The sequence below is a fragment of the Ruegeria sp. BHSB172 genome, from assembly GCF_059613165.1.
On the sequence record NZ_JBXWRZ010000007.1, the window covers coordinates 30562 to 56549 of the forward strand.

Genomic DNA, 25988 nt, shown 5'->3' on the forward strand with positions numbered 1-25988 from the left:
TTCAACTCTGGTATGGCGGGAACGGCAGTGGAATCCCATGCCGGATATTCGCGGGGCAATGCCGAAATTCTGGTCTGTGACTGCTTTGCATCCGCAACTGATTGCGCTATCGGGGCGGGATGAAACTGATCATCGACACCGACCCGGGCATCGACGACGCGATGGCCATCGCCTATGCCGCCGCTGCGCCGGAATTCGACCTGGTGGGGTTGACCACGGTATTCGGCAACACGCATGTCGAACAATCCAGCCGCAACGCCCGCTATCTTGCGCACCGGCTGAGGTTGGACGTTCCGGTTGCCTTGGGGGCCGGCGTCGCGCGTGGCGCCGACGGTCATGTGCCATCGCGGCACGTTCACGGCAACGAGGGGTTTGGTGACCTGACCCAGATACCCGAGATCGGGCAAAACCACGATCTGCCGGCGGCGGACTTCCTGGTGGAGATGGCGCGCCGGCACGGCAAGGACCTGACGGTCTGCGCGGTTGGGCCGTTGACCAACATTGCCGACGCGATGCGGCTGGACCCGGAATTTGCAGGCAATATCGGGCAGTTGGTCATCATGGGCGGGGCAGTGTTCTGCCCCGGCAACATCAATGACCATGCCGAGGCCAACATCTTTCACGATCCGGTGGCGGCGGACGAGGTGTTCTCGACCCTGGCGCCGACGGTTCTGGTGGGGTTGGATGTCACGCTGAAAACGCTGTACCGGGCCGATGATTTCGAGACGCTGGCCCAAAGCGCCCCGGAAACAGGTGGGTTCCTGCGTGACATTTCCCGGTTCTACCTGAACTTCTACCGCGAGGTGGCGGGGTTGGACGGTTGCGGCCTGCACGACTCGACCGCCGTCATTGCCTGTTCGCACCGGTCGATGTTCAGCCTGCACGAAACCGGTTTGCGGGTCGCGCTGGATGGCGAGGCGCGGGGCGCGACCCGGCCCGATCCGTCGCGGCCGCCGGTACTGGTATGCACCGACGTGAACGGCGATCAGGTCGTCGATCTGTTCACGCAAAGGGTTGCGGCATTGCCCTGACGGGTTGCATTGCGCGCGTCGATCGGGCAAAGCCTGCCCGGTTCAGCGACCCGAGGCGATGACATGACCGAGCGTTTTTCATTCGAACTGAAGGCCACCGACGGCAAGGCCCGCACCGGCGTGATCCACACGCCGCGGGGCGAGGTGCGCACGCCGGCCTTCATGCCCGTGGGCACGGCCGCGACGGTCAAGGCTATGATGCCCGAAAGCGTGCGGGCGACCGGCGCCGACATCCTGCTGGGCAACACCTATCACCTGATGCTGCGGCCCACGGCCGAACGGATCGACCGTTTGGGCGGCCTGCACAAGTTCATGAACTGGCACCGGCCGATTCTGACCGATTCGGGCGGGTTTCAGGTCATGTCGCTGGCCGGCCTGCGCAAGCTCACCGAAAAGGGCGTGACCTTCAAATCGCATATAGACGGATCGAAGCACGAGCTGACACCTGAGCGGTCGATGGAGATCCAGCGCCTGCTGGGGTCGGACATCGTCATGTGCTTTGACGAATGCCCCGCCTTGCCTGCCGACCGCGACCGGATCGCCGAGTCGATGCGCCTGTCGATGCGATGGGCCGAACGGTCCCGCGAGGCGTTCGGCGATCGGCCCGGCCACGCGCTGTTCGGCATCATGCAGGGCGGGTTGGAGCGGGACCTGCGCGAGGAAAGCGCCGAGGCCCTGAAGGCCATCGGGTTCGACGGCTATGCCGTTGGCGGCCTGGCCGTGGGCGAAGGGCAGAAGGCCATGTTCGGCTGTCTGGATTATGCGCCCGATTTCCTGCCCACCGACAAACCACGCTATCTGATGGGCGTGGGCAAGCCCGATGACATCGTGGGCGCCGTGGCGCGCGGGATCGACATGATGGATTGCGTGCTGCCGTCGCGCTCGGGGCGGACGGGCCAGGTGTTCACCCGCCGCGGCGTGGTAAACATCAAGAATGCCCGCCACGCCGACGATCCGCGCCCGCTGGATGAACAGTGCACTTGCCCGGCCTGCTCGAATTATTCGCGTGCCTATCTGCACCATGTGTTCCGCGCCAACGAGATGATTTCGGGCATGCTGCTGACCTGGCACAACCTGCACTACTTCCAGGAAATCATGCAGGGTATGCGGGACGCGATCGCTGAAGGCTCATTCGAAGTGTGGCAGGCAGAGTTCCACGCGCAACGGGCGCAGGGCGACATCGAGCCGCTCTGATACGATCTGATGCACGTGCGACCAAAACTGCATCGGGCCTCAGCTGATGCCTTGCAGTCGCGTCAGCGTCAGGTCATTGTGTTCGGACAGGTACGGCGAAAAGGTTGAAACCGGGCGATCCGCGCCCCACCTTTATCGTCGAATGAAGGAGATGGCCAAGGGCTGCCTGCGACAGGGGTCAGTGCCGTCTTGCCAATGATAAGGATAGAGCATGCAAGAGCCTCTTAATTCCTCATACCCCGTCCTGCCGCTGCGCGACATCGTTGTGTTTCCGCACATGATCGTGCCGCTGTTCGTGGGCCGTGAAAAATCGGTGCGCGCGCTGGAAGAGGTGATGCAGGACGACAAGCAGATTTTGCTGTCCAGCCAGATCGACCCAGCGGTCGATGATCCGGATACGGATGGAATCTATCGCACCGGTGTGCTGGCCAATGTGCTGCAGCTGTTGAAGCTGCCCGACGGAACCGTAAAGGTTCTGGTCGAAGGTCAGGCGCGCGTGCGGATCACCGAATTCGTGGACAACGTCGAGTTCTTCGAAGCCCGCGCCGAGTACCTGAATGAAATTCCTGGCGACGTGACCACGACCCAGGCACTGGTGCGCACCGTTTCGGATGAATTTGAGCGTTACGCCAAAGTCCGCAAGAACATCCCCGAAGAAGCCTTGACCGCGGTCAGCGACACCACCGACCCAGCCAAGCTGGCCGATCTGGTTTCGGGCCATCTGGGCATCGAGGTCGAACAGAAACAGGACCTGTTGGAAACGCTCAGCATCAGCGAGCGGCTCGAGAAGGTCTATGGCCTGATGCAGGGCGAGATGTCGGTTCTTCAAGTCGAGAAGAAGATCAAGACCCGCGTCAAGTCGCAGATGGAGAAGACCCAGCGCGAGTATTACCTGAATGAGCAGATGAAGGCCATTCAGAAAGAGTTGGGAGATGGCGAGGACGGAGCGAACGAGATCGCCGAACTGGAAGCCAAGATCGCCGAGACCAAGCTGTCGAAGGAAGCCCGCGAAAAGGCTGAGGCCGAGCTTAAGAAGCTGCGCAACATGAGCCCGATGTCGGCCGAAGCGACGGTAGTTCGGAACTATCTCGACTGGTTGCTGTCGCTGCCGTGGGGCACCAAGTCGCGGGTCAAGAAAGACCTCAGCCGCGCGCAAGAGATCTTGGACGCCGATCATTATGGCCTCGAAAAGGTCAAGGAGAGGATCGTCGAATATCTCGCGGTGCAACAACGTTCGAAGAAGCTGAAAGGCCCGATCATGTGCCTTGTCGGCCCTCCGGGCGTGGGCAAGACCTCGCTGGGCAAATCGGTCGCCAAGGCTACGGGGCGCGAGTTCATCCGCATCTCATTGGGTGGGGTGCGCGACGAATCCGAGATCCGCGGCCACCGTCGGACCTATATCGGCTCGATGCCCGGCAAGATCATCCAGGCGCTGAAAAAGGCGAAAACCACGAACCCGCTCATCCTGCTTGATGAAATCGACAAGATGGGGCAGGACTTCCGTGGTGATCCGGCCTCGGCCATGCTCGAGGTGCTGGACCCGGAACAGAACAGCACGTTCATGGACCACTACCTTGAGGTCGAATATGACCTGTCGAACGTTATGTTTCTGACTACGTCCAACAGCTACAACATGCCTGGGCCGCTGCTGGACCGTATGGAGATCATTCCGCTGGCCGGCTATACCGAGGACGAAAAGCGCGAGATCGCCAAGCGCCACCTGATCCCAAAGCAGGTCAAGAACCATGGCCTGAAGACCAAGGAATTCGAACTGACGGACGAGGCGCTGACTGCGATCATCCGGTTCTATACCCGCGAGGCGGGCGTGCGGAACCTGGAACGCGAAATCGCCAAGGTGGCGCGCAAAGCGCTGACCCGGATCATCAAGAAGGAATCCGAGTCCGTGACCGTGACCGCCGAAAACCTGCACGAATTCTTGGGCGTGCCCAAATACCGCTATGGTCTGGCTGAACAGGACGATCAGGTGGGCGTGGTGACCGGTCTGGCCTGGACCTCGGTCGGCGGCGATCTGCTGCATATCGAGGCGCTGAAGCTGCCAGGCAAGGGCCGCATGAAGACCACGGGCAAGCTGGGCGAAGTGATGAAGGAATCCATCGACGCCGCTTCGTCCTATGTGCGCTCGATCGCGCCCGAGATCGGTGTGAAGCCGCCGCAGTTCGACAAGATCGACATCCACGTGCACGTGCCTGACGGCGCGACGCCAAAGGATGGCCCCAGCGCCGGCCTGGCGATGGTGACGTCGATCGTGTCGGTCCTGACCGGCATTCCGGTCCGCAAGGATATCGCCATGACCGGCGAGGTTTCGCTGCGCGGCAACGCAATGCCGATCGGCGGGTTGAAGGAGAAACTGCTCGCGGCTCTGAGGGGTGGCATCAAGACGGTGCTGATTCCCGAAGAGAACGAGAAGGATCTGGCCGACATCCCGAACAACGTGAAGGAAGGGCTGGAGATCATCCCGGTCAAGCACGTGTCCGAGGTTCTGGAACGTGCGCTGGTGCGCAAACCCGAGCCGATCGAATGGGACGAGGCCGACGAAGAGGCCGCGGCAGCAGCAGCCAAGGCCGTTGATGGCGGCACCCCGGTCGCCACGGCGCACTGACCGGACAGCGCAAGAAATCTTGAAAGGGCGGGTTTCATCCCGCCCTTTTTTTCATGCCGCTCACCGGCGGCAGTGTCGAACCATTGCGGCGGATGCCTGCTAGCAGGGTTCAGGCAGATGGTCGCACAAAAAGAGAGAGAATGGTGGGTGATAAGAGATTCGAACTCCTGACATCTTCGATGTGAACGAAGCGCTCTACCACTGAGCTAATCACCCGTCGGAACGCTCTCTACAGTGTCTGCGAACCGGCTTCAAGCCGGTTCGAGGAAAAATTTTCTGGTCTTCCCGAGCGGGGAAAAAAGGTAAGAAGAGTCGGGCCCTCAAGCGGCCGACCCTCTGTCACCGGTGGCCGCGGGCAGGTCTTTAGGGCGTCACATCCACTGATGTTCCCGCAGGGCAAAGGGCGGCAAAACTGGCCCTCTGCAGTGCGGCGTGCGATCACAAAATAAAGTCGCCTGCGGTCAGATTGTGCAAGCCCGTCAGTTCGATCACCATTTCAGGCGCCCGGTCGCCATCGGTGTCAAGATAGACATAGGTGCGATCATTTGTGCTGCCGGGCGCGTTGACTTTCTCGAAATAGACCTCGCCTTGGTTCGACAGGCCGAACGGCTTTTGCCCCCGAAAGACAAACGCATCATCGCCGTCGAAAACTGTGCTGGCATCGATTGCGCTCAGGTCGATCTTGTCCTGCCCGGGGCGGAAATCCTTGATCTTGTCCGTGCGACGGGTCGATGCGGTACTTTCCCGCGCGGTCAGGAATACGAAGGTATCGGCTCCGGCGCCGCCGGTCATGATGTCCAAACCGGCGCCACCGAAGATCGCGTCGGCACCGTTCCCGCCATTCAACGTGTCGCGTCCTCCGCCGCCGATCAGCGTGTCGTTGTGGTTTCCGCCGTTCAGCCGATCATTGCCGCCGAGCCCGGACAGAGAGTCGTTTCCGCTGCCACCATTCAGCACGTTGGCGTCGGCCGACCCGGTGAAGTCATCGGCGGACCCGGTGCCACTTGCGTTCTCAACATCTACGACCGTATCCATGCCATAGCCGGTATCCTGCCGCGTCGAATTCGACAGATTGACGGTTGCGCCAACGGATCCGACAAATCGGATCCAGTCCGAGTTGTTGCCGCCGTTGATCACGTCATCGCCGTCGCCCACCTTTGCCACGAAACTGTCGTTTCCGTTCCCACCGATCATGCGGTCCGATCCATTGTCTCCCGACAGCGTGTCGTTCCCGTGCGAACCGAGCAGAACGTCGCTGCCGCCCCGTCCATAGAGAATGTCATTACCCGCTCGGCCTTCCAGGCGGTTGGCGGCTTCGTTGCCCAGAATTCGGTCGGATCTGTTGCCGCCGATCGCGTTTTCGATCACGACCGTGTTTGCAATGGTATACCCGCCGCGAATTCCGCCGGCATAAGACGGAACACCTCCGGCATCCGAGCCAGAAAGATCCGCATCATTCAGGTTGATGACGGTGTTCCGATTCAGACCGGCAGCCGAGATCGTGTCGACGCCGCCGGTATCCCAGATGCACGACCAATAGGTGCCGGCGCCGTTCACGTCGCGCAGGTCGTACACGTTGTTGCCGTTTTTGTGCGCGGTGGTGCCATAGATCGTCTGCAGTGCAGCGATGTCCAAAGCCATCGGCGTAGCGGTGCTGCCGTAAGCATAGCTTTTCAACGGCAGCTTTTCCGCATACCCCGAATTGTAGGACATGATCGTATAAATGCCCTGATTTTGGCCGTGGTTGCCATAGTCATCGAACGCTGCGGTAACGCCGGGAAAAGTCGACGATCCTCCGCCGTTGTCATGCGGATGCGCAAGGCCAAGCCCGTGCAGGATCTCGTGCAGAATGGTCGCGAATCCTTCGCCTCCCTTCTTCAAGCCAGGTGCCGTGAAGATCGGCGAATCGAACCCGAAGGCACCGATCAGTGTGTTCAGCCCATAATTGGCAAGATACGGTGTCTCACCAGGTACTTCGTGAAAGCCGACGGCGCCGCCCAAGGTATCCACGCTGGTCAGGGCATAAATGACATTCACCTCGGCCACTTGCCCGACGGGGGTCAGGAACGGCCGTTCCAGAAAGGTGACGGGGATGATCTTCTCGATCGTATTGAAGGCCATGCGCACGGCGCTTTTCATGGCGCTGGTAAAGCCCCGGTCGCCGACAGTTCCATTGTCGAAGGAAAAGGTAATCGTGCTTCCGCCCCAGGATGAGCCCCAGATCAGGCTGTCGAGAAATGGATTCCCGGTCGGGTTCGTTCCGGGCGTGGTTGGTCTTGCAATTGCCATTGGTTTTATTGCTGCTTTCTGTTCCTAACAGTTTTGGTCTTTGGACGAATAATCAAGGACGCTCGGGGTTGAGACGAATATGGCAGCTCTGATCGCCCAGACCGGCTTGCCGACTGACTACAAATCATGAACGGTCAGATTAGTCGGAGCAAGGCAAAATCATGATTTTTTCAAGTGGGGCATCATTTTAGCCGCGTTTTCTAGAGCGTTCATTTCTTGCATTCATAACTATAATTTTGACCGTGAAATATGAACGTGATGTCGTAAACAACCCTCGCGAGCGCTAATTAGATACGTGTAGTTGGAGCGTATTGCGCGCGCTTGGCCCGTTCGATGCGGTGGATCGAACAAAATCGTTCGTTCTCGAAAAAAAACTTCAAAACCCCGCTTGACGACGCCGGGGCAGGGCCATAATACACCCCAACGTTCAGCACTGAACGGGCAGCGGGCGGTTGTAGCTCAGTTGGTTAGAGTACCGGCCTGTCACGCCGGGGGTCGCGGGTTCGAGCCCCGTCAACCGCGCCATCGCTGCCAGCCTTTGATCCGGGCAAACGGATCCACATAGACCCTAATGCGCGGTTGTAGCTCAGTTGGTTAGAGTACCGGCCTGTCACGCCGGGGGTCGCGGGTTCGAGCCCCGTCAACCGCGCCATTTCTTCAAGTGAAATCGCAGGTATATCCCCTGAAGCACAAACGGTTTTGCGTTTTGTCTTGCTGGCATGCATGCGGATATCGGAGAAAAGTCGCGCGTTCACACTTTGTTCTGATTTTTTGGTTGGAGACTCGGCATCGCTCGCCTATCTCTAGGGCACTTGTGTGTTGGGGGCCTGAATGGCTGAGCTGAAGAATATCGAGGTGCGCGGCGCGCGCGAGCACAACCTGAAAAACATCGACGTGGACATTCCGCGCGATCAGCTGGTTGTCATCACGGGTCTGTCTGGGTCGGGCAAGTCGTCTCTGGCGTTCGATACGATCTATGCCGAGGGCCAGCGCCGCTATGTCGAAAGCCTGTCGGCTTATGCGCGCCAGTTTCTGGACATGATGGAAAAGCCTGATGTGGATCACATCAGCGGCCTGTCCCCAGCGATCTCGATCGAGCAGAAGACCACGTCGAAGAACCCGCGATCGACCGTGGGAACCGTCACCGAAATCTATGATTATCTGCGCCTGCTGTTCGCGCGCGCAGGAACGCCCTACAGCCCCGCCACCGGTTTGCCGATCGAAGCCCAGCAGGTGCAGGACATGGTCGACCGGATCATGGCGATGGAGGAGGGCACCCGCGGCTATCTGCTGGCGCCCATCGTTCGTGACCGCAAGGGTGAGTACAAGAAAGAGTTTCTGGAACTGCGCAAGCAGGGGTTCCAGCGCGTCAAGGTCGATGGCCAGTTCTACGAACTGGACCAGCCGCCGACGCTGGACAAGAAGTTCCGCCATGACATCGACGTGGTCGTTGACCGCATCGTCGTGCGCGAGGGGATGGAGACCCGCCTGGCCGACAGCCTGCGCACCGCGTTGGATCTGGCCGATGGCATCGCGATTCTGGAGACCGCCCCGCGCGAGGGAGAGCCCGAGCGTATTACGTTTTCCGAAAACTTTGCCTGCCCGGTCAGTGGGTTCACCATCCCCGAGATCGAACCGCGCCTGTTTTCGTTCAACGCGCCCTTTGGTGCCTGCCCGGATTGCGACGGGCTGGGGGTCGAGCTGTTTTTTGACGAACGGCTTGTTGTGCCCGATCAGACGCTGAAACTGTATGACGGCGCGCTTGCCCCGTGGCGCAAGGGCAAATCGCCGTATTTCCTGCAGACGATCGAGGCGATCGCGCGCCACTATGAGTTCGACAAGAACACACCGTGGAAGGACCTTCCGGCGCATGTGCGGCAAGTGTTTCTGTATGGCTCGGGCGATGATGAAATTCAGTTTCGCTATGACGAGGGCGGACGGGTCTATCAGGTGACCCGCAGCTTTGAAGGCGTGATCCCGAACATGGAGCGCCGCTATCGCGAAACCGACAGCGCGTGGATCCGCGAGGAATTCGAACGGTATCAGAACAACCGGCCGTGCCACACATGCGAGGGCTACCGCTTGCGCCCCGAGGCGTTGGCCGTCAAGATCGCTGGGCTGCATGTCGGCCAGGTGGTCGAAATGTCGATCAAAGAAGCTCTGGCCTGGGTCAAGGACGCGCCGAACCATCTGAGCGCCCAGAAAAACGAGATTGCGCGCGCCATTTTGAAAGAAATCCGCGAACGGTTGGGATTCCTGAATAACGTTGGTTTGGAATACCTTACGCTCTCTCGTTCAAGTGGCACCCTGTCAGGGGGCGAAAGCCAGCGCATCCGGCTGGCTAGCCAGATTGGCTCGGGCTTGACCGGTGTGCTTTACGTGCTGGACGAACCCTCGATCGGGCTGCATCAGCGCGACAATGACCGCCTTTTGGGCACGCTGAAGAACCTGCGCGATCAGGGCAATACCGTGATCGTCGTCGAACATGACGAGGAAGCCATCCGCGAGGCTGACTATGTGTTCGACATCGGCCCCGGTGCCGGCGTGCATGGCGGGCAGGTGGTCAGCCACGGCACACCCGAGCAGATCGCAGCGGATGCGGCCTCGATCACGGGGCAGTATTTGTCAGGGGTGCGTGAGATTCCGGTGCCCGCCGAGCGGCGCAAGGGGAACAAGAAAAAGGTAACGGTTGTAAAGGCTTCGGGTAACAACCTCAAAGACGTGACGGCCGAGTTTCCGCTGGGCAAGTTCGTCTGCGTGACCGGGGTGTCGGGCGGCGGCAAGTCGACCCTGACAATCGAGACGCTGTTCAAGACTGCCTCGATGCGTCTGAACGGCGCGCGTCAAACGCCTGCGCCCTGCGAAACGATCAAGGGGCTGGAACATCTGGACAAGGTGATCGACATCGACCAACGGCCTATCGGACGCACGCCACGGTCGAACCCGGCCACCTATACCGGCGCCTTCACCCCGATCCGCGACTGGTTCGCCGGTCTCCCCGAGGCGAAGGCGCGGGGCTACAAGCCCGGGCGGTTCAGCTTCAACGTCAAGGGCGGGCGCTGCGAGGCCTGCCAAGGCGACGGTGTCATCAAGATCGAGATGCATTTCCTGCCCGACGTCTATGTCACCTGCGAGACCTGCAAGGGCGCGCGCTACAACCGCGAGACGCTGGAGATCAAGTTCAAGGGCAAGTCCATCGCCGACGTGCTGGACATGACGGTCGAAGATGCTCAGGAGTTCTTCAAGGCGGTTCCGGCGATCCGCGACAAGATGGATGCTCTGGCGCGGGTCGGGCTGGGCTACATCAAGGTCGGCCAGCAGGCCACGACCCTGTCGGGCGGCGAGGCGCAGCGAGTCAAGCTGTCGAAGGAACTGTCCAAGCGATCCACCGGGCGCACGCTGTATATTCTGGACGAGCCCACCACCGGCCTGCATTTCGAAGACGTGCGCAAGCTGTTGGAAGTGCTGCATGAATTGGTCGACCAAGGCAACACGGTCGTGGTGATCGAACACAATCTGGACGTTGTGAAAACAGCCGACTGGATCATCGACATCGGCCCCGAGGGTGGCGATGGCGGCGGCGAGATCGTGGCCGTCGGCACCCCGGAAGAGGTCGCCGAATGCGAGCGCAGCCACACCGGGCGATACCTCAAACCGATGCTGAACCCCGAACGCGTGGCGGCCGAATAGGCTGCCTGCGCGTCAGTACAGAATATCCGCCACCGCGCCGATCAGGTTCAGCACTTTGCGCGTATCGGGGTCGATGCTGTAGACGTAGTCGCCCGCGCGAACGTAGTTGCCGCCGCGTTTCAGACCATAGCGGTACGGATCGTCGATCCAGACATAATCGCGGTCGATCCGATCGCCGACCTTGTACCGATTCTTGACCTGTCCGGGCGGGACGCAGGGCACGGCCTTCTTGGCGAGCCCGGGTGGACAATCGGCAACGGATTTTGCGCCCTTCTGCGGGGTCACGCGCTCGACCGAGAGCGTGTCCTTGTTCTTTCCCTTGCCTTTGCCGTTGTCAGCCAGCGTCGCGACCGGGGTCAGTGACAGGCCGGCAAGCAGTGCAATATGCAACAGTGTCTTCATGGGCGGTTCCTCTCGGTTCGTCGCGCCGTCATGCCGCGTTTCCCAGTATTTTGGAATGCCCGCCCGAAGTGCAAGCCTCGGGCGGCGAAATGCCGCCCAAGCTCAGCTGCGGCCGCGCTTTTCGAACCGGGGCAGCATGGCCGAGAAATCCATGCCCTTGCCGTCTTCGGATTCGACGAACTGTTCGTACAGGGCTGTGGCGATCTGGCCCATCGGCGTGTCCGCATCGGCGCTTTCGGCGGCCTGCTGGCTGAGCCGCAGGTCCTTGAGCATCAGTTCGGCAGCGAAACCGGGCTTGTAGCCGTTGTCGGCGGGGCTTTGCGGCCCGACACCGGGGGCGGGGCAATAGGCATTCATTGTCCAGCTGTAGCCCGACGAGGTGCTGACCACGTCGAACATCTTCTGCCGGTCCAGGCCCAGCTTGTCGGCCAAGGCAAAGGCCTCGCAAGTGGCGATCATGGTGACGCCCAAGATCATGTTGTTGCAGATCTTGGCGGCCTGACCGGCGCCCGCCGCGCCGCAATGCACCGCCTTCTGGCCCATGATGTCGAACAGCGGGGCCGCCTTGGCAAAGGCCGCGTTCGAGCCGCCGGCCATGAAGGTCAGCGTGCCCGCGGCCGCGCCACCGATTCCGCCCGAAACCGGCGCGTCCACGGCCAGAAGCCCGGCCTGTTCGGCCTGATCCGCCACGGCGCGGGCGCTGTCCACATCGACGGTCGAGCAGTCGATGAAAACCGTCCCTTTTTCCATATGCGGAATGATCTGATCGGCCACCGCGCGCAGGATGTCACCGTTGGGCAGCATGGTGATGACCGCCTCGGCCTCGCGGACCGCATCAGTGGCCGTTTCGGCCTTGGTCACGCCCTCGACCGACACGCCCGCGGTGTCGAACCCGGTCACGTCGTGACCGGCCTTGGCCAGAATGGCCGCCATCGGCGCACCCATGTTGCCCAGGCCAATGAATCCGATCTTCATGTTTCACTCCTCCTCGAATGTCAGCGTGTCCGCGCCCAGCGGCATCAGCATCCGTGATACCGCCGTGGCCGGCACGTTCATGTCCGCAAACTGCCATTTCGGGTTGCGGTCCTTGTCGATGATCTGCGCCCGGATGCCCTCGAGAAAGTCGCCATGCTCCATCGACCGGAAGGTAAAGCGGTATTCCAGCTCCAGCGCCTTGCGCATGGTCAGGGCAGGACCGCGCAGGCGGTGCAGCATCTCGATCGCACACGCCATCGACAGCGGCGAATTGCGGCCCATCGCCTCGAGCGCGCCGCGGGTGAATTCGGTGTCGCCATTGCGCAGGTCGGTCAGAACGTCGCCCAGGGTTTCACCGCCGAAGAAACGGTCGATCTCGTCCTGCGGCAAGGTGCGATCAGGGGCAGGGGCGGCGTGTTCGGCCAACAGGTCGGCCTGGCCCGAGGCCTCGAGCATCTCGATCATGTCGGGCCATTGGTCCTGCGGGATGAAATGGTCGGCGAAACCGGCATAGATCGCGTCGCCTGGACCCATGCGCGCGCCGGTGACGCCTAGATATTCGCCCAGCCGCCCCGGCGCCAGCGCCAGCAGCAGCGACCCGCCCACATCCGGCACTAGCCCGATCGAGCATTCGGGCATCGCGATCTTCGAGCTTTCGCCGACGATCCGGTGCGTCCCGTGACAGCCGATGCCCACGCCGCCGCCCATGGTAAAGCCCTGAAGGAAGCTGACCACCGGCTTGGGATATTCGAAGATCATCGCGTTCAGGCGGTATTCATCGCGCCAGAACTTCTGCCCATAGGCATAGTCGCCCTTTGTGCCCGTTGCGTACAACTCGGCAATGTCTCCGCCCGCGCAAAAGGCCTTTTCGCCCTCGGCATCAAGGATGACCAGATCGACCTCGTCATCCTCGCGCCAATTGCGCAGGGCGGTGTCGATGGCCATGCACATCTCGTAGCTCAGCGCATTCAGGGCCTTGGGCCGGGTCAGGGTGATCCGGCCGGCACGGCCCGTGGTGCGGATGTCGATATCGGACATGGAAACCTCAGCGATGGGCGAGTAGTTGGCGGGCAACGATCACGCGCATGATCTCGTTCGTGCCTTCCAGAATTTGATGGACCCGCAGATCGCGCACAAGCTTTTCGATGCCGTAGTCGGCCAGATAGCCGTAGCCGCCATGCAATTGCAGGCACTGATCGACCACTTTCGATCCGGTCTCGGTCACGAACTTCTTGGCCATCGCGCAGAATTTTGTGGCGTCGGGCGCGCCCTGATCCAGCTTCCATGCCGCCTGACGCAAGAAGGTGCGGGCCGCTTGCAGTTCGATCTCCATGTCCGCCAGCCGGAACTGCAGGGCCTGGAACTGGTCGATCGTCTGGCCGAAGGCCTTGCGTTCGGACATGTACTGCAGCGTCATGTCCAGCCCCGCCTGCGCCGCACCCAGCGAGCATGAGGCGATGTTCAGGCGCCCGCCGTCCAAGCCCATCATGGCGTATTTGAACCCGTCGCCCTCGGTCCCGACAAGGTTTTCGGCCGGGATCTTGCAGTCGTCGAACTGGACCTGCGCGGTGGGCTGGCTTTTCCAGCCCATCTTCTGTTCCAGCGCCCCAAAGCTGAGGCCTGGTGTGCCGTCCTCGACATAGACGGTCGAGATCCCCTTGGGCCCGTCGCCGCCGGTGCGGACCATGCAGACATAGGCATCGGAATAGCCGCCGCCCGAGATGAAGGCCTTGGTGCCGTTCAGCGTATAGCCCTCGTTTGTGCGCTCGGCCCGCGTCTTGAGCGCCGCCGCGTCCGAGCCCGAGCCCGGTTCGGTTAGACAATAGCTGAGAACCGTGTTCAGGCTTAGAACGTCGGGCATGATGCGCGATTTCAATTCGTCGCTGGCAAAGGTGTCCAACATCTTGGCGCACATGTTGTGGATCGACAAAAAGGCCGCGACCGAGGGGCAGGCCATCGACAGCGCCTCGAACACCAACGTGGCGTCCAGTCGGGTCAGTCCAGAGCCGCCGCTTTCCTCGGACACATACAGCCCGCCAAAGCCCAGTTCGCCGACCTTGGGCCAAAGATCCTTGGGGATGGTGCCCTCGGCCTCCCACTGGCGGGCGAAAGGTGCGATCTGTTCTTGCCCGAACGCATAGGCCATATCGAAAATGGCCGTCTGTTCCTCGGTCAGCGCGAAATCCATGGCCGGTCTCCCCCTTGTGGCGACGTGAATTGAACGACTGTTTATTTATTGCGCAATCCTTACAGAATTTTTTCACGCGGGGCAAACCCCATGACGCGTTTGGACCTTTATTTGGGTCATGCGCCGAAGGCTGGTATGATGGGGTCTTTCATTCAGGAATTAATACGGAGCGTATTATGCCGAACTACAAGATGGCCGTTGTCGTCATTCACGGCATGGGCAGCCAGTACCGCAAGCCGCATCCGCCGTCCTCGGTGCCGACCTTTTCGAAGGACCTGCACCGCCGGGTGGCGCGTCGGGTCGGCGCGGACATGAACAAGGTCGCCTGGCACGAGGTGGTCTGGGCGCAGATCCTGCAGGAGCGTCAGAAAGACTATCTGCGCAAGATCAAGCGCAGCACCGGCTATGATCAACTGCGCGAGTTCGTGGTGTGCAACCTGTCGGACGCGGCCTCTTACCGGCAGACGCCGGATGCCAGCGACAAGACCTATGACGAGATCCACAAGAAGGTGGAACTGGTGATGCAGGTTCTGCGCCACCAGATCAGCGACCGGGCACCGGTTCTGATTCTGGCGCATTCGCTGGGCGGTCACATCATGTCGAACTACATCTATGACGCGCAGCGATACCTGCGCAACGGCGGCCCGCCCAAACATGCGACCCCGATCGAAAACATGGAAACCGTGGCCGGGTTGATCACCTTCGGCTGCAACATACCGATCTTTCTGTTCGCCTATCCCGAGGCAGGCATTTTTCCGATCCAGCCGCCCAATCGGGCCCTGCCTGCTGCGCTGCGGTTCCGTACCTGGTGGCACAATTATTTCGACAAGCACGATGTTCTTGGGTTTCCGCTGGGCAAGATCGCGCCCAGCTATGCCCAGTTGGTTCAGTCCAAGGCCATACGCGACCTGCCGATCAACGCGGGCAAGATCTTCACCTCGTGGAACCCGCTGTCGCACAACGGCTACTGGAAAGACCGCGACCTTTACGAGCCGGTCGCCGCCCGCATCCAGAAGGTTCTGGCGGCGGTCTGACGGTCAGAGATCGGCGTGGAATTCCTCGATCAGGTGGCGCACGACCGCCTGGCCGGGGTCATCGCCCTTGGCCTGGGCTTCGGCGTGTACGCGCCGTTGACGTGTGGCCGACGTGCCCGTTTCGGCAATCTGGCGCAACTGCGCCAACTCCGCCATCGTGCCAAGGGTCTCGGCGTCTTCAGCCAGCATGCCCATCAACTCACCCATCAGCTCGGGCATCGTCTTGATCGACCGGTCGCCGAAATCAATCAGACCTTCGCCCACGCCGTAGCGCTGCGCACGCCATCGGTTCTCGCCGATCAGGAACCGGTCATAGACCCGCCAGCGCAGGTTGCGGTCCTTCAGTCGGCACAGCATCCGGGTCAGCGCCTGCACCAGCGCCGCCAGTGACAGGGCGTGTTCCAACCGCGGCTGCACGTCCATGATCCGCGTTTCCAAAGTCGGATAGCTGTGCGAGGGGCGCAGGTCCCACCAGATCTTCGAGGTGTCCTCGATCACCCCCAGCTCGACCAGCACCCCAGTTGTGCGTTCATATTCTGCCCAACTGCCGAACACGGGCGGCAGGCCGGTGCGGGGCAGGTTGTCGAACACCGTCAACCGGTACGAGGACAGCCCGGTGTCGCGCCCGCTCCAATACGGGGACGAGGCGGACAGGGCCAGCAAGTGCGGCAGGAAATAGCTGAGCTGCGGCATCAGGTCGGCCCGCTGCGCCTTGTCCTCGACGCCCACATGAACATGCATGCCGCAGATCAGCATCCGCCGCGCCACGCCGCCCAGGGCGTGCTGCAAGTTATCATAGCGTTCCTTGCGCGTGTGGTGCTGATCCTTCCAATCCGCGAACGGGTGGCAGGACACGGCGATCGGCGCCATGTTGTGTTCGGCGGCGCGCCGGGCCACGCAGGACCGGAGGCGTTTCAGATCCTCGCGCGCCGATTTGATCGTGGCATGGGGGCGGGTGCCGACCTCGATCTGGCATTGCAGGAATTCCGGGCTGACCTGGCCTTCGAAATCGGCCTGACATGCCTCCATCAGCGCGGCAGGCGCCTCGGTCAGTTGCAGGCTGTCGCGGTCGACCAGCAGGTATTCCTCTTCGATGCCGACGGTGAAATCCTGCTGCATGCGGGGCCTCCCTGTTCCCATTCGGGATCAGTGAATACGCAATTTCTTAATTTGCCAAGGGTTTGTGGTGATCCGCCTTGCGCTGACACCGCTTGCGGCGGTAAGCAGCCCGCAGCCAAATGCCAAGCCGGAGCCGCCACCGTGAAACCCAGGAAATTTCCCAAGCTGAACGCCGTTCTGGACCGGTTCGGTGTCAAGCTGATCGACAAGGCGCCGGAACGAGATGAGCGCGCGCGGCTCGAGTCCTTCGAGCGGGCCGGCGGGCTGGAGCGTCCGGCCTATGCCCTGTCTCCGGGGATGCAGGATTTCGACATCAGAACCTTGGTTGCCGAATACGCCGCGCACAAGGATGCGCTGGCGGCCCTGAAGGACCCGGCCCGCAACCAGACGGGATACCGCATCGGCAACGGTTATTATGACAGCCCGGACGCGGATGCGCTGTATCTGATGATCAGGCGGTTTCGCCCCGAACGGGTGATCGAGGTCGGCTGCGGCAACTCGACCCGTGTGACCCGGCAGGCGATCATCGACGGTGGGCTGGCCACGACACTCACGGCCATCGACCCCTATCCCCGCGCCGACATCGCCCATGTGGTCGACCGGTTCGAGCAGAAGCGGCTGGAGGACGTCGACCCGTCTCTGTTCGCCGAACTGGAGGCAGGCGACGTCTTGTTCGTCGACTCCAGCCATGTCGTGCGGATGAGCAACGACGTGGCGCACCTGTTCTGCCGGATCATACCCACCCTCAAGCCGGGGGTGGTGATCCATGTGCACGATGTTTTTCTGCCCTACGAATACCCCAAGCGGTTCTTCTATGATTGCCCCGGATGGGGCGAGCAGTACATGCTGCACGCGCTGCTGCAATCGGGTGCGTTTTCAATGCTTTGGCCCGGGTATTTCCTGCAACGCGCCCGCCCCGACGCGGTCGAGGCGCTTCCGTTTCTTAAGGAAGGCAGGGCGCAGAGCATCTGGGTGCAACGGGCCGGGGCCTGAAATTTTTCGTGATCCGGTTTCACGGAAGCGCCGTACCCCTTTCCATAACACGCTGGAGAGGAGACATCAGCCATGTTCCGTCGCACTTTCATGGGCGCAGCCGCCGCCATCGCCTTGGCTCTGCCGATCAATGCCAAGGCCGCAGACATCGTGGATACCGCGGTTGCCGCCGGCTCGTTCAACACGTTGGTCGCAGCCGTACAGGCCGCCGGTCTGGTTGACACGCTGAAGGGCAAGGGCCCGTTCACCGTGTTCGCGCCTACGGACGAAGCATTTGCCGCTCTGCCCGAGGGCACTGTCGAGAGCCTGCTGCAACCCGAGAACAAGGATCAGCTGGTTGCGATCCTGACCTATCACGTTGTCCCGGCCAAGGTGATGTCCGGGGACATCGCCGGCAAGCGCGCGAAGGTGCTGACCGTTCAGGGCGACCGCCTGAGCGTGAACGCAAAGAACGGCGTCAAGGTTGACGGCGCAAATGTCGTGCAGGCCGACATCGAGGCCAGCAACGGCGTGATCCACGTGGTCGACAAGGTTCTGCTGCCTGAATAAAGCTACCACTCACCTAGGCAGACAAGCCCCGGTGCCTGCGCGGCCCGGGGCTTTTTCAATTCACAAAAGCCGCACCTGTGTGCCGATCTGGACCATCGGATACAGCTCCTCGACATGCTGGTTGTACAAGCCAATGCAGCCCGACGAGCTTTGACGCCCGATCTTGCGCGTATCATGTGTGCCGTGAACTAGATAGGCGGGCCATGACAGATACATGGCACGGGTGCCCAGCGGGTTGCCTGGGTCGCCGCCCTCGACGCGCTGCGGCAGGGTCGGGTCGCGCTCGCGCATGGACGAGGTCGGGGTCCAGCTGGGATTTTCCGCCTTGCGCACCACCTCGGTATAGCCGCGCTTGGTCAGTTCCTCGCTCATCGGAACCGAGCTGGGATAGAGCTTGTAGGTCCCGTCCGGCCCCCAGTAGTGCACCGCGCGGCTGGTGATGTCGGCCAGCAGGCAGCCGACGCCGATTTCGTCAAAATGGTCCTGCCAGTTTTGCTGCGAAAAGGACGAGATGTTCCGGCGCACGGGCGGCTGCACGCTGATCGCTTCCTCGGACTGCGGGAACGCATCCTGGCTTTGAGCGCGCAACACCGACGGAGCGGCCAGGGCAGACACGACGCCCAAAAGGGCCGAGCGGCGGGTGATCTTGCTGGTCAACGGAGCCTCCTGACGAATGACTGCTCTTTTGTTTCGGCCGGCAATCTATGACGTTGGCGGACGCTGGGCCAGAGGGCTTGGCTGAATTTTTCGTGAGAGTGGACCGTGCCGGCGCATCGTCGCCGAACGGAGGTTTCAGAAAAAGAAAAGGCCGCCAACGATTGGGCGACCTTTTAATTTGTTTTTGGATAGTTAGTCCATTGCCTTGAAGTTGAACTCGCCACCTTCTTTGATGCCCGACGGCCAGCGCGACGTCACGGTCTTGGTGCGGGTGTAGAACTTGAAGCTGTCGGGGCCGTGCTGGTTCAGGTCGCCGAACATGGATTTCTTCCACCCGCCGAATGTGTGATAGGCCAGCGGGACCGGGATCGGGACGTTGATGCCGACCATGCCGATGTTGACCCGGTGGGCGAAATCACGGGCGGTATCGCCGTCACGGGTGAAGATCGCGGTGCCGTTGCCGTATTCATGGTCCATCGCCAGCTTCAGCGCCTCTTCGTAGGATCCGGCGCGGACGGTGGACAGGACGGGGCCGAAGATCTCCTGCTTGTAGATGTCCATGTCGGGGGTGACATGGTCGAACAGGTGGGGGCCGACGAAAAAGCCGTTCTCATAACCTTGCAGCTTGAAGTCGCGGTTGTCGACCACCAGCTTCGCGCCTTGTTCAACGCCCGAGTTGATCAGGCCCAGGATGCGTTCTTTGGCAGCGGCGGTCACGACCGGCCCCATATCGACGTCATCGCCTGCGGTATAGGGCCCGACCTTCAGTTTTTCGATGCGCGGCACCAGCTTTTCAATCAGCGCGTCGGCGGTTTCCTCGCCCACCGGAACGGCCACCGAAACGGCCATGCAGCGTTCGCCGGCAGCGCCGAAACCGGCGCCCACCAGCGCGTCGGCGGCCTGGTCCAGGTCGGCGTCAGGCATAACGATCATGTGGTTCTTGGCCCCACCAAAGCACTGGGCGCGTTTGCCGTTCGCTGTGGCGCGGGCATAGATGTACTGCGCGATCGGGGTCGATCCGACGAAGGAAACACCCTGAATGATCTCGCTGTCCAGCAGGGTATCCACGGCTTCCTTGTCGCCGTTGACAACCTGGAACACGCCTTTGGGCAGACCGGCCTCGACGAACAGTTCGGCCAGCATCAGCGGCACCGATGGATCACGTTCCGAGGGTTTCAGCACCACAGCGTTGCCGCAGGCCAGCGCCGGGCCGACATGCCACAGGGGCATCATGGCCGGGAAGTTGAACGGCATGATGGCGGCGACAACACCCAGCGGCTGGCGCATGGAATACATGTCGATGCCGGGGCCTGCGCTGTCGGTAAACTCACCCTTCAGCATCTGCGGGGCGCCGATGCAGTATTCGATCACCTCGAGCCCGCGCTGCAGATCGCCCTTGGCATCGGGCAGGGTCTTGCCGTGCTCGCGGCTCAATGCTTCGGCCAGTTTGTCCATGTCGCGGTTCATCAGCTGAACCATCTGCATCATGACGCGGGCGCGCTTTTGCGGGTTGGTTGCACCCCAGGCAGGCTGGGCTGCAGCGGCGTATTCGATGGCGGCCGTGGTCTCGGCGGCACTGGCCATCGGGCATCTGTACTGAACCTCGCCGGTGGCGGGGTTGTAAACATCATCGAACCGGCCCGAGGTGCCGGGGGTGTATTCGCCGTTGATGAAATGGGTCAGGTCTTGCATTGCAAACTCCTCCGCAGAATTTGGGCGCAGCATAGGCTTGCATAAATCACCTGAACAGGGGCAATGTCTCAAAAGAGTTTTGCAAAAATGCAAAGGTGAGGGATGACCCCCAATTGGGACGACATGCGCGTGTTTCTGGCCGTCGCGCGCGAGGAAAGCCTGTCGTCGGCAGGGCGGCGGCTGAAGATCGATCCGGCCACGGTGGGGCGCCGGGTCGCGCGGCTGGAGACGGCGCTGAAGGCGCCGCTGTTCACCAAATCGCCCCAAGGCTATCTGTTGACCTCGGCCGGAGAGCGCCTGTTCGAACACGCCCAATCCGCCGAAGAGGCGATGCGCGCGGCAGCCGGGGCGATGGACGGGTCGACCAAGGCGCTGAGCGGTCAGGTCCGCATCGGCGCGCCCGATGGCAGTGCGAACTATCTGCTGCCGCAGGTCTGTGCCCGCATCAGCGATGCGAACCCGGATCTGGACATTCAGATTCTTGCCCTGCCGCGCATTATCAATTTGTCGCGGCGCGAGGCCGACATGGCGCTGACCGTCAGCGCGCCCACCGCCGGCAAGTTGCTGGTGCAGAAGGTCAGCGACTATCGCCTGCATATGGTCGCGACAGAGGATTACCTGGCGCGCCATGCCCCGATCCGCACTCTCGAGGATCTGCAGGGGCATCGCATGATTGGATACATCCCGGACATGATCTTCGATCGCGAGTTGGACTACCTCAACGACATCGGTATTGACCGTGTCGCGCTTGCATCGAATTCGGTCTCGGTCCAGTTGCGGCAGGCATCGCTGGGCACCGGGGTCTGCGTGGCCCATGACTTTACGCTTCCGTTCCATCCGGGGTTGCGGAAAATCCTGACGGATCAAGTAAGTCTGACCCGCAGCTTCTACCTAGTGCGCCATCAGGGCGATCAGCGCAATGAACGCCTCAACCGCTTTGCTGACGCGCTGAGTCGCGGCATCCGCGACGAGATTGCGCGGCTGGAAGCTGAAGCCCAAGCTTGACAGGGTCGAGTATTCCGGCAACGCTTTGGAATACGGGAAGATTATTGTCGGAGGTTTTGCCCATGCTTGTTCAGGCCATTCTGAGTTCGAAGGCAACGGACGGGGTCGTGACGGTGGCGCCTTCGACGACCGTTTCCGACGCAGCCAAGATCCTGGCCGAAAAGCGCATCGGGACCGTCGTGGTCTCGGAGGACGGGGGCAAGACCGCCGTTGGGATTTTGTCGGAACGCGACATCGTGCGCGAGCTGGCCGCAAGCGGCAGCGGTTGCCTGACCCAGCCGGTCATCGCCTACATGACCAAAAAGCTGGTTACCGCCACCAAACAGGACAAGGTGCAGGACGTACTGGCCCGCATGACCGAAGGCCGTTTTCGTCACATGCCGATCGTCGAGGACGGCCAGTTGGTCGGCATCGTGACGCTGGGTGACGTGGTCAAGGCGCAATTGTCGGAACTGGCGATGGAAAAGGATGCCCTGCAGGGCATGATCATGGGCCACTAGCCCTACGCTAATGATGCGGCCTCTTGCAGCTGCGGAAAACTTGTGTTTGCTTGCGCAGAAATTTTCTTGCTCAGGAGGCCCAGATGCGGGTTGGATTGTATCCCGGAACCTTTGATCCGATCACCTTGGGTCATATCGACATCATCCGTCGGGCGGCGATGTTGGTCGACAAGCTGGTGATCGGCGTTGCAATCAACCGCGACAAGGGGCCCTTATTTTCTTTGGAAGAACGGGTGGCCATGATCGAGGCCGAATGCGCCCATCTGACCGCGCAGACCGGCACCGAGATCGTCGCGCATCCGTTCGAGAACCTGCTGATCGACTGCGCCCGGGACGTGGGCGCCCAGATCATTGTGCGTGGCCTGCGCGCGGTGGCGGATTTCGAGTATGAATTCCAGATGGTGGGGATGAACCGGGCGATGGATGATTCCATCGAGACCGTCTTTCTGATGGCCGAGGCCCGCCACCAGGCGATTGCCTCGAAGCTGGTCAAGGAAATCGCCCGGCTGGGAGGGGACGTGTCGAAATTCGTCACGCCCCAGGTCAATATCGCGCTGAAAGAGCGGTTAGGCTAGGGCGCCCATCGCGGCGGCCGTATCCAGCATCCGGTTCGAGAAACCCCACTCGTTGTCATACCAGGCCAGAACGCGGACCAGCGTGCCGTCGGTCACCTTGGTTTCGGCCAGCGACACGGTCGAGCTGTGGGAATCGTGGTTGAAGTCGATCGAGATCAACGGGCGGGTTTCCGCGGCCAGAACGGTCGGGATCTTTGCCGCTGCCTCGGTGAACAGGGCGTTGACCTCGTCTTCGGTGGTGGGGCGCGATACTTCGACCACCAGATCGACGACCGAGACGTTCGGGGTGGGAACCCGGATCGCCTGACCGGTCAGCTTGCCCTGCAGTTGAGGCAAAACCAGCCCCACGGCCGAGGCCGCGCCGGTGGTGGTCGGTATCATCGACAGGGCAGCCGCGCGCGACAGGTACGGGTCCTTGCCGGCGGTGTCATGCACTGGCTGGCTGGCAGTATAGGCATGCACCGTTGTCATGTTGCCGTGCACGATACCCAGGCCCGCATCCAATGCGGCAGCGACGGGCGACAGGCAGTTGGTGGTGCAGGATGCGTTTGAAACCACAGTGTCGGCGGCGGTCAGTTCGTGTTCGTTCACGCCGAACACCACGGTCTTCACCTCGCCATCTCCGCGCGCCGGCGCCGAGATCAGAACCTTTTTCGCGCCGTTCTTGAAATGACGCGACGCGGCTTCGCGCGTGCGGAATACGCCGGTGCATTCCAGAACGACGTCCACGTCCGACCAGTCCAGCACCTCGGGGTCACGCTCGCTGGTCAGCCGGATCGGGCCGGCGCCCACGTCCAGCCCGGCCTCGGTCAGGGTGATCGGCTTGGCGTAGCGGCCATGCACGCTGTCAAACTCGAACAGATGCGCGTTCATTTCCGGCTTGGCCAGGTCGTTGATTGCGACGATCTGCACATCAGTGCGACCGCTTTCCATCAGGGCGCGCAGGACGCCGCGCCCGATCCGTCCAAATCCGTTGATTGCAAGTTTGAGTGTCATGTCGCGCTCCGTCTGAATGGCCGCTAAGCCGCGATTGAAATTAGTTAGCGCTAACAAAGGCAGTCAGGCGAAAATGTCAAGCAAAACCTCTGTCAGCGCCAGAACGCGACCCAATCCAAAAGGTCGTAGAACTTCTTGCCGAGGAATAGGAGATGCTCGGTTCCGACAAGGGCATAATCCAGCATCAGTCCACCCAGAATGAGCACGCCAAGCCAGATCGCGATTTGGTTTGTCATTGCCGCTCCGAACGCAAACGCCCGCCCAGATAACCTGAGCGGGCGTTTTCGCGCAAGCTTACTTGGCGATGTCAGTTAAGGCGCCCCATGGCGACGGCCACATCGGCCATGCGCACCGAGAAGCCCCACTCGTTGTCGTACCAAGCCAGCACGCGGACCATGCGGCCATCGACGACACGGGTCTGGTCGGGTGCGAAGATCGAGCTTTCTTCGGTGTGGTTGAAATCGGTCGACACCAGCGGGGCAGGTTCATAGCCCAGAACGCGCTGCATCGGCCCCTTGGCGGCCTCGGCGACGATGGCGTTGACCTCATCAACGGTCACCTCGCGCGCGGCTCGGAAAGTCAGGTCAACGGCCGATACGTTCGGCGTTGGCACGCGGATGGCCGAGCCGTCCAGACGCCCCTTGAGGTTCGGCAGAACCTCGCCCAGGGCCTTGGCAGCGCCGGTGCTTGTGGGGATCATCGACATGGCGGCGGCGCGGGCGCGGTACAGGTCATTGTGACGGCGGTCCAGCGTCGGCTGGTCGCCGGTATAGGCATGGATCGTGGTCATGATGCCGTTTTCGATGCCGATACCTTCGTCCAGAACCTTGGCAAGCGGAGCAAGGCAGTTCGTGGTGCACGAGCCATTCGACACCATCCTATCGTTGGCGGTCAGGCTGTTGTGGTTGACGCCAAATACGATCGTCTTGTCCACGTTCTTGCCCGGGGCCGACAGCAGAACCTTCTGCGCGCCACGCTCAAGATGCGTTTTGGCCTTCAGCCCGTCGTTGAACTTGCCGGTGCATTCCAGAACGACGTCGCAGCCTTCCCAGTCCAGCTCGTTCATGTCGTAGGTCGAGAACATCTGCATCGGCCCGCGGCCGAGGTCCATCGTGTTGCCGCTGATCGAGATCTCGCGCGGAAAGCGGCCGTGGATGCTGTCGTATTTCAGCAGATGCGCTGAGGTTTCAAGCGGTCCGGTGGCGTTAACCTTGATCACTTCGATGTCGTTGCGGCCTGACGCGGCGATGTGCGACAGGGTACAGCGGCCGATGCGGCCAAAACCATTGATGCCGACCTTGATGGTCATGTGACGTCTCCAAATCCGCTTGTGTTGTGGGCGATATAGCGATGATCGGTTCATCAAAAAAGGTAGAAAATATCATATTTGCAATGTGTTAGCGCAAACTTGGCGTGGTTGCGCTAACGCTTGCGCTAGCTGTCGGATCGGTTAGGGTCCAAAGTGCGACGGATGAACGGAAAGGATGCGGCATGAGCGGTTTGCTGGCCCTGTTGGACGATGTGGCGGGAATCGCCAAAGTGGCGGCGGCCTCGGTCGACGATGTGGCGGCGGCCGCCGGCAAGGCGGGGGCCAAGACCGCGGGCGTGATCATCGACGACGCGGCCGTCACGCCGAAATACGTCCAGGGCTTTGCCCCCGCGCGAGAGTTGCCGATCATCTGGCGCATCGCACGGGGGTCGATTTTCAACAAGGTCATTCTGCTGCTGCCGGTGGCCTTGCTGCTTGCGAATTTCGCACCATGGATGATCACGCCCTTGCTGATGATTGGTGGGTCATACCTGTGCTTCGAGGGGGCCGAGAAGATCTTCCACGTGCTATTCCCGCATGGCAGCCACGTCATCGAAGAAGACATGAACGTCCGTGATCCGGGTCATCTGGAGGAGCAGAAGATCAAGGGTGCCATCAAGACTGATTTCATCCTGTCGGCCGAAATCATGACCATCGCGCTTTCTGCCATTGAGGCGCCAAATGTCTGGATGCAGGCGGCGACGCTGGCGGTTGTGGGGATCGGTGTCACGGTGGCCGTTTATGGCTCGGTCGCATTGATCGTCAAAATGGACGATGTCGGGCTTTATCTGGCCAAGAACGCGCTGACGTCGGTCGGCCGCGGGTTGGGCCGCGGGCTGGTCAAGGCGATGCCAAAGGTCATGAAGACGCTGTCGGTCGTGGGTACGGCGGCGATGCTATGGGTTGGCGGCTCGATCATGATCCATGGGCTAGAGGTGCTGGGCTTTGGCTGGTTGGCACACCATATCCACGATTGGGCTTATGCGGCCGGTCATGCCGTGCCCGATCAATGGGCCGGTGCGGTGGAGTGGATCAGCAAGGCCGCGATGGATGGCGTGTTCGGGCTGGCCTGGGGGTTCGTTCTGATACCGTTGGCGACCAAGGTCATCGCGCCGCTGTGGCCCAATAAGCCAGAGCAGAAAGCGGACCATTGAAGCCCAAAAGAAAAGG

General features: G+C 61.4%; 22 protein-coding genes and 3 tRNA genes. 13 read left to right on the forward strand and 12 right to left on the reverse strand.

The annotated features are described in order from the left end of the window. The first annotated feature begins 119 nt into the window (after positions 1–119). The 3 genes from AC2FM3_RS05725 (at position 120) to lon (ending at position 4845) form a co-directional block, all read left to right on the forward strand. Positions 120–1031 carry a nucleoside hydrolase gene (locus tag AC2FM3_RS05725; RefSeq protein ID WP_496679810.1) on the forward strand — a complete coding sequence of 304 codons (912 nt, stop codon included), beginning with the start codon at positions 120–122 and terminating at the stop codon, positions 1029–1031. Positions 1032–1094: 63 nt separating this feature from the next. Further along, on the forward strand, positions 1095–2225 hold the full coding sequence (gene tgt / locus AC2FM3_RS05730) for a tRNA guanosine(34) transglycosylase Tgt (protein ID WP_496679812.1): 1131 nt from the start codon (positions 1095–1097) through the stop codon (positions 2223–2225). Between the two features lie 211 nt (positions 2226–2436). Continuing rightward, the gene (lon, locus tag AC2FM3_RS05735) at positions 2437–4845 is read left to right on the forward strand and encodes an endopeptidase La (protein WP_496679814.1); all 2409 of its coding nucleotides are present in this window, start codon (positions 2437–2439) and stop codon (positions 4843–4845) included. 141 nt (positions 4846–4986) lie between these two features. Here lon and AC2FM3_RS05740 read toward each other — a convergent pair. Together AC2FM3_RS05740 and AC2FM3_RS05745 are read right to left on the reverse strand one after the other, a co-directional pair. After that, positions 4987–5061: transfer RNA gene (locus AC2FM3_RS05740), tRNA-Val, on the reverse strand. A gap of 222 nt (positions 5062–5283) precedes the next feature. After that, positions 5284–7134: a M10 family metallopeptidase C-terminal domain-containing protein gene (locus tag AC2FM3_RS05745; RefSeq protein ID WP_496679817.1), complete on the reverse strand. Its 1851-nt coding sequence runs from the start codon at positions 7132–7134 to the stop codon at positions 5284–5286. 448 nt (positions 7135–7582) lie between these two features. On the opposite strand from AC2FM3_RS05745, the gene AC2FM3_RS05750 reads away from it, so the two are divergent. The 3 genes from AC2FM3_RS05750 to uvrA all read left to right on the forward strand — a co-directional run bounded on the left by AC2FM3_RS05750 (position 7583) and on the right by uvrA (position 10824). After that, positions 7583–7659: transfer RNA gene (locus AC2FM3_RS05750), tRNA-Asp, on the forward strand. Between the two features lie 50 nt (positions 7660–7709). Beyond that, positions 7710–7786: transfer RNA gene (locus tag AC2FM3_RS05755), tRNA-Asp, on the forward strand. Positions 7787–7965: 179 nt separating this feature from the next. Beyond that, a complete protein-coding gene (gene uvrA / locus AC2FM3_RS05760) occupies positions 7966–10824 on the forward strand; it encodes an excinuclease ABC subunit UvrA (protein ID WP_496679820.1) in 2859 nt (952 codons plus the stop codon). A gap of 12 nt (positions 10825–10836) precedes the next feature. Here uvrA and AC2FM3_RS05765 read toward each other — a convergent pair whose 3' ends face one another. The 4 genes from AC2FM3_RS05765 to AC2FM3_RS05780 all read right to left on the reverse strand — a co-directional run bounded on the left by AC2FM3_RS05765 (position 10837) and on the right by AC2FM3_RS05780 (position 14389). Continuing rightward, positions 10837–11226 (reverse strand): hypothetical protein, encoded by a 390-nt coding sequence (locus AC2FM3_RS05765; protein WP_496679821.1) that lies wholly within the window; start codon positions 11224–11226, stop codon positions 10837–10839. A 102-nt stretch (positions 11227–11328) separates the two neighbouring features. Continuing rightward, entirely contained in the window at positions 11329–12201 is an 873-nt protein-coding gene (gene mmsB, locus AC2FM3_RS05770) for a 3-hydroxyisobutyrate dehydrogenase (protein ID WP_496679823.1), read from the reverse strand. Positions 12202–12204: 3 nt separating this feature from the next. Further along, positions 12205–13239: an enoyl-CoA hydratase/isomerase family protein gene (locus AC2FM3_RS05775; protein ID WP_496679825.1), complete on the reverse strand. Its 1035-nt coding sequence runs from the start codon at positions 13237–13239 to the stop codon at positions 12205–12207. Between the two features lie 7 nt (positions 13240–13246). Further along, a complete protein-coding gene (locus tag AC2FM3_RS05780; RefSeq protein ID WP_496679827.1) occupies positions 13247–14389 on the reverse strand; it encodes an acyl-CoA dehydrogenase family protein in 1143 nt (380 codons plus the stop codon). Between the two features lie 176 nt (positions 14390–14565). Between AC2FM3_RS05780 and AC2FM3_RS05785 the strand changes: the two genes are divergently transcribed. Continuing rightward, positions 14566–15423, forward strand: a complete 858-nt coding sequence (locus AC2FM3_RS05785; protein WP_496679829.1) for a hypothetical protein — start codon at positions 14566–14568, stop codon at positions 15421–15423. A 3-nt stretch (positions 15424–15426) separates the two neighbouring features. Here AC2FM3_RS05785 and AC2FM3_RS05790 read toward each other — a convergent pair whose 3' ends face one another. Next, a complete protein-coding gene (locus tag AC2FM3_RS05790) occupies positions 15427–16542 on the reverse strand; it encodes a carboxylate-amine ligase (protein WP_496679832.1) in 1116 nt (371 codons plus the stop codon). Positions 16543–16683: 141 nt separating this feature from the next. On the opposite strand from AC2FM3_RS05790, the gene AC2FM3_RS05795 reads away from it, so the two are divergent. Both AC2FM3_RS05795 and AC2FM3_RS05800 read left to right on the forward strand, forming a co-directional pair. Then, complete coding sequence (locus tag AC2FM3_RS05795) at positions 16684–17535, forward strand: class I SAM-dependent methyltransferase (protein ID WP_496679834.1); 852 nt, start codon at positions 16684–16686, stop codon at positions 17533–17535. A 72-nt stretch (positions 17536–17607) separates the two neighbouring features. Then, positions 17608–18084 (forward strand): fasciclin domain-containing protein, encoded by a 477-nt coding sequence (locus AC2FM3_RS05800; RefSeq protein ID WP_490360983.1) that lies wholly within the window; start codon positions 17608–17610, stop codon positions 18082–18084. 60 nt (positions 18085–18144) lie between these two features. On the opposite strand, the gene AC2FM3_RS05805 is transcribed toward AC2FM3_RS05800, so the two are convergent. Further along, positions 18145–18741: a L,D-transpeptidase gene (locus AC2FM3_RS05805; RefSeq protein ID WP_496679835.1), complete on the reverse strand. Its 597-nt coding sequence runs from the start codon at positions 18739–18741 to the stop codon at positions 18145–18147. 192 nt (positions 18742–18933) lie between these two features. Next, complete coding sequence (locus tag AC2FM3_RS05810) at positions 18934–20433, reverse strand: CoA-acylating methylmalonate-semialdehyde dehydrogenase (RefSeq protein WP_496679837.1); 1500 nt, start codon at positions 20431–20433, stop codon at positions 18934–18936. 102 nt (positions 20434–20535) lie between these two features. Between AC2FM3_RS05810 and AC2FM3_RS05815 the strand changes: the two genes are divergently transcribed. The 3 genes from AC2FM3_RS05815 to coaD all read left to right on the forward strand — a co-directional run bounded on the left by AC2FM3_RS05815 (position 20536) and on the right by coaD (position 22513). Further along, the gene (locus AC2FM3_RS05815; protein ID WP_496679838.1) at positions 20536–21438 is read left to right on the forward strand and encodes a LysR family transcriptional regulator; all 903 of its coding nucleotides are present in this window, start codon (positions 20536–20538) and stop codon (positions 21436–21438) included. Positions 21439–21500: 62 nt separating this feature from the next. Further along, positions 21501–21938, forward strand: a complete 438-nt coding sequence (locus tag AC2FM3_RS05820; RefSeq protein WP_496679841.1) for a CBS domain-containing protein — start codon at positions 21501–21503, stop codon at positions 21936–21938. Between the two features lie 83 nt (positions 21939–22021). Further along, entirely contained in the window at positions 22022–22513 is a 492-nt protein-coding gene (gene coaD / locus AC2FM3_RS05825) for a pantetheine-phosphate adenylyltransferase (protein WP_496679842.1), read from the forward strand. Here the strand turns inward: coaD and gap (AC2FM3_RS05830) are convergent. The 3 genes from gap (AC2FM3_RS05830) to gap (AC2FM3_RS05840) all read right to left on the reverse strand — a co-directional run bounded on the left by gap (AC2FM3_RS05830) (position 22505) and on the right by gap (AC2FM3_RS05840) (position 24818). Next, a complete protein-coding gene (gene gap / locus AC2FM3_RS05830; protein WP_496679844.1) occupies positions 22505–23509 on the reverse strand; it encodes a type I glyceraldehyde-3-phosphate dehydrogenase in 1005 nt (334 codons plus the stop codon). The two genes, coaD and gap (AC2FM3_RS05830), sit on opposite strands and share 9 nt — an antisense overlap. 92 nt (positions 23510–23601) lie before the next feature. Beyond that, complete coding sequence (locus AC2FM3_RS05835; protein ID WP_005983416.1) at positions 23602–23745, reverse strand: hypothetical protein; 144 nt, start codon at positions 23743–23745, stop codon at positions 23602–23604. A gap of 71 nt (positions 23746–23816) precedes the next feature. Continuing rightward, positions 23817–24818, reverse strand: a complete 1002-nt coding sequence (gene gap, locus AC2FM3_RS05840) for a type I glyceraldehyde-3-phosphate dehydrogenase (protein ID WP_496679847.1) — start codon at positions 24816–24818, stop codon at positions 23817–23819. A gap of 182 nt (positions 24819–25000) precedes the next feature. Between gap (AC2FM3_RS05840) and AC2FM3_RS05845 the strand changes: the two genes are divergently transcribed. Beyond that, on the forward strand, positions 25001–25972 hold the full coding sequence (locus AC2FM3_RS05845; RefSeq protein WP_496679849.1) for a DUF808 domain-containing protein: 972 nt from the start codon (positions 25001–25003) through the stop codon (positions 25970–25972). Positions 25973–25988 lie beyond the last annotated feature (16 nt).

Bases quoted from the DNA above. Each gene is read 5' to 3' on its own strand.
- AC2FM3_RS05725 (WP_496679810.1), top strand. From the start codon at position 120: ATGAAACTGATCATCGACACCGACCCGGGCATCGACGACGCGATGGCC.
- tgt (WP_496679812.1), top strand. From the start codon at position 1,095: ATGACCGAGCGTTTTTCATTCGAACTGAAGGCCACCGACGGCAAGGCC.
- lon (WP_496679814.1), top strand. From the start codon at position 2,437: ATGCAAGAGCCTCTTAATTCCTCATACCCCGTCCTGCCGCTGCGCGAC.
- AC2FM3_RS05745 (WP_496679817.1), bottom strand. From the start codon at position 7,134: ATGGCAATTGCAAGACCAACCACGCCCGGAACGAACCCGACCGGGAAT.
- uvrA (WP_496679820.1), top strand. From the start codon at position 7,966: ATGGCTGAGCTGAAGAATATCGAGGTGCGCGGCGCGCGCGAGCACAAC.
- AC2FM3_RS05765 (WP_496679821.1), bottom strand. From the start codon at position 11,226: ATGAAGACACTGTTGCATATTGCACTGCTTGCCGGCCTGTCACTGACC.
- mmsB (WP_496679823.1), bottom strand. From the start codon at position 12,201: ATGAAGATCGGATTCATTGGCCTGGGCAACATGGGTGCGCCGATGGCG.
- AC2FM3_RS05775 (WP_496679825.1), bottom strand. From the start codon at position 13,239: ATGTCCGATATCGACATCCGCACCACGGGCCGTGCCGGCCGGATCACC.
- AC2FM3_RS05780 (WP_496679827.1), bottom strand. From the start codon at position 14,389: ATGGATTTCGCGCTGACCGAGGAACAGACGGCCATTTTCGATATGGCC.
- AC2FM3_RS05785 (WP_496679829.1), top strand. From the start codon at position 14,566: ATGCCGAACTACAAGATGGCCGTTGTCGTCATTCACGGCATGGGCAGC.
- AC2FM3_RS05790 (WP_496679832.1), bottom strand. From the start codon at position 16,542: ATGCAGCAGGATTTCACCGTCGGCATCGAAGAGGAATACCTGCTGGTC.
- AC2FM3_RS05800 (WP_490360983.1), top strand. From the start codon at position 17,608: ATGTTCCGTCGCACTTTCATGGGCGCAGCCGCCGCCATCGCCTTGGCT.
- AC2FM3_RS05810 (WP_496679837.1), bottom strand. From the start codon at position 20,433: ATGCAAGACCTGACCCATTTCATCAACGGCGAATACACCCCCGGCACC.
- AC2FM3_RS05815 (WP_496679838.1), top strand. From the start codon at position 20,536: ATGACCCCCAATTGGGACGACATGCGCGTGTTTCTGGCCGTCGCGCGC.
- AC2FM3_RS05820 (WP_496679841.1), top strand. From the start codon at position 21,501: ATGCTTGTTCAGGCCATTCTGAGTTCGAAGGCAACGGACGGGGTCGTG.
- coaD (WP_496679842.1), top strand. From the start codon at position 22,022: ATGCGGGTTGGATTGTATCCCGGAACCTTTGATCCGATCACCTTGGGT.
- gap (WP_496679844.1), bottom strand. From the start codon at position 23,509: ATGACACTCAAACTTGCAATCAACGGATTTGGACGGATCGGGCGCGGC.
- AC2FM3_RS05835 (WP_005983416.1), bottom strand. From the start codon at position 23,745: ATGACAAACCAAATCGCGATCTGGCTTGGCGTGCTCATTCTGGGTGGA.
- gap (WP_496679847.1), bottom strand. From the start codon at position 24,818: ATGACCATCAAGGTCGGCATCAATGGTTTTGGCCGCATCGGCCGCTGT.
- AC2FM3_RS05845 (WP_496679849.1), top strand. From the start codon at position 25,001: ATGAGCGGTTTGCTGGCCCTGTTGGACGATGTGGCGGGAATCGCCAAA.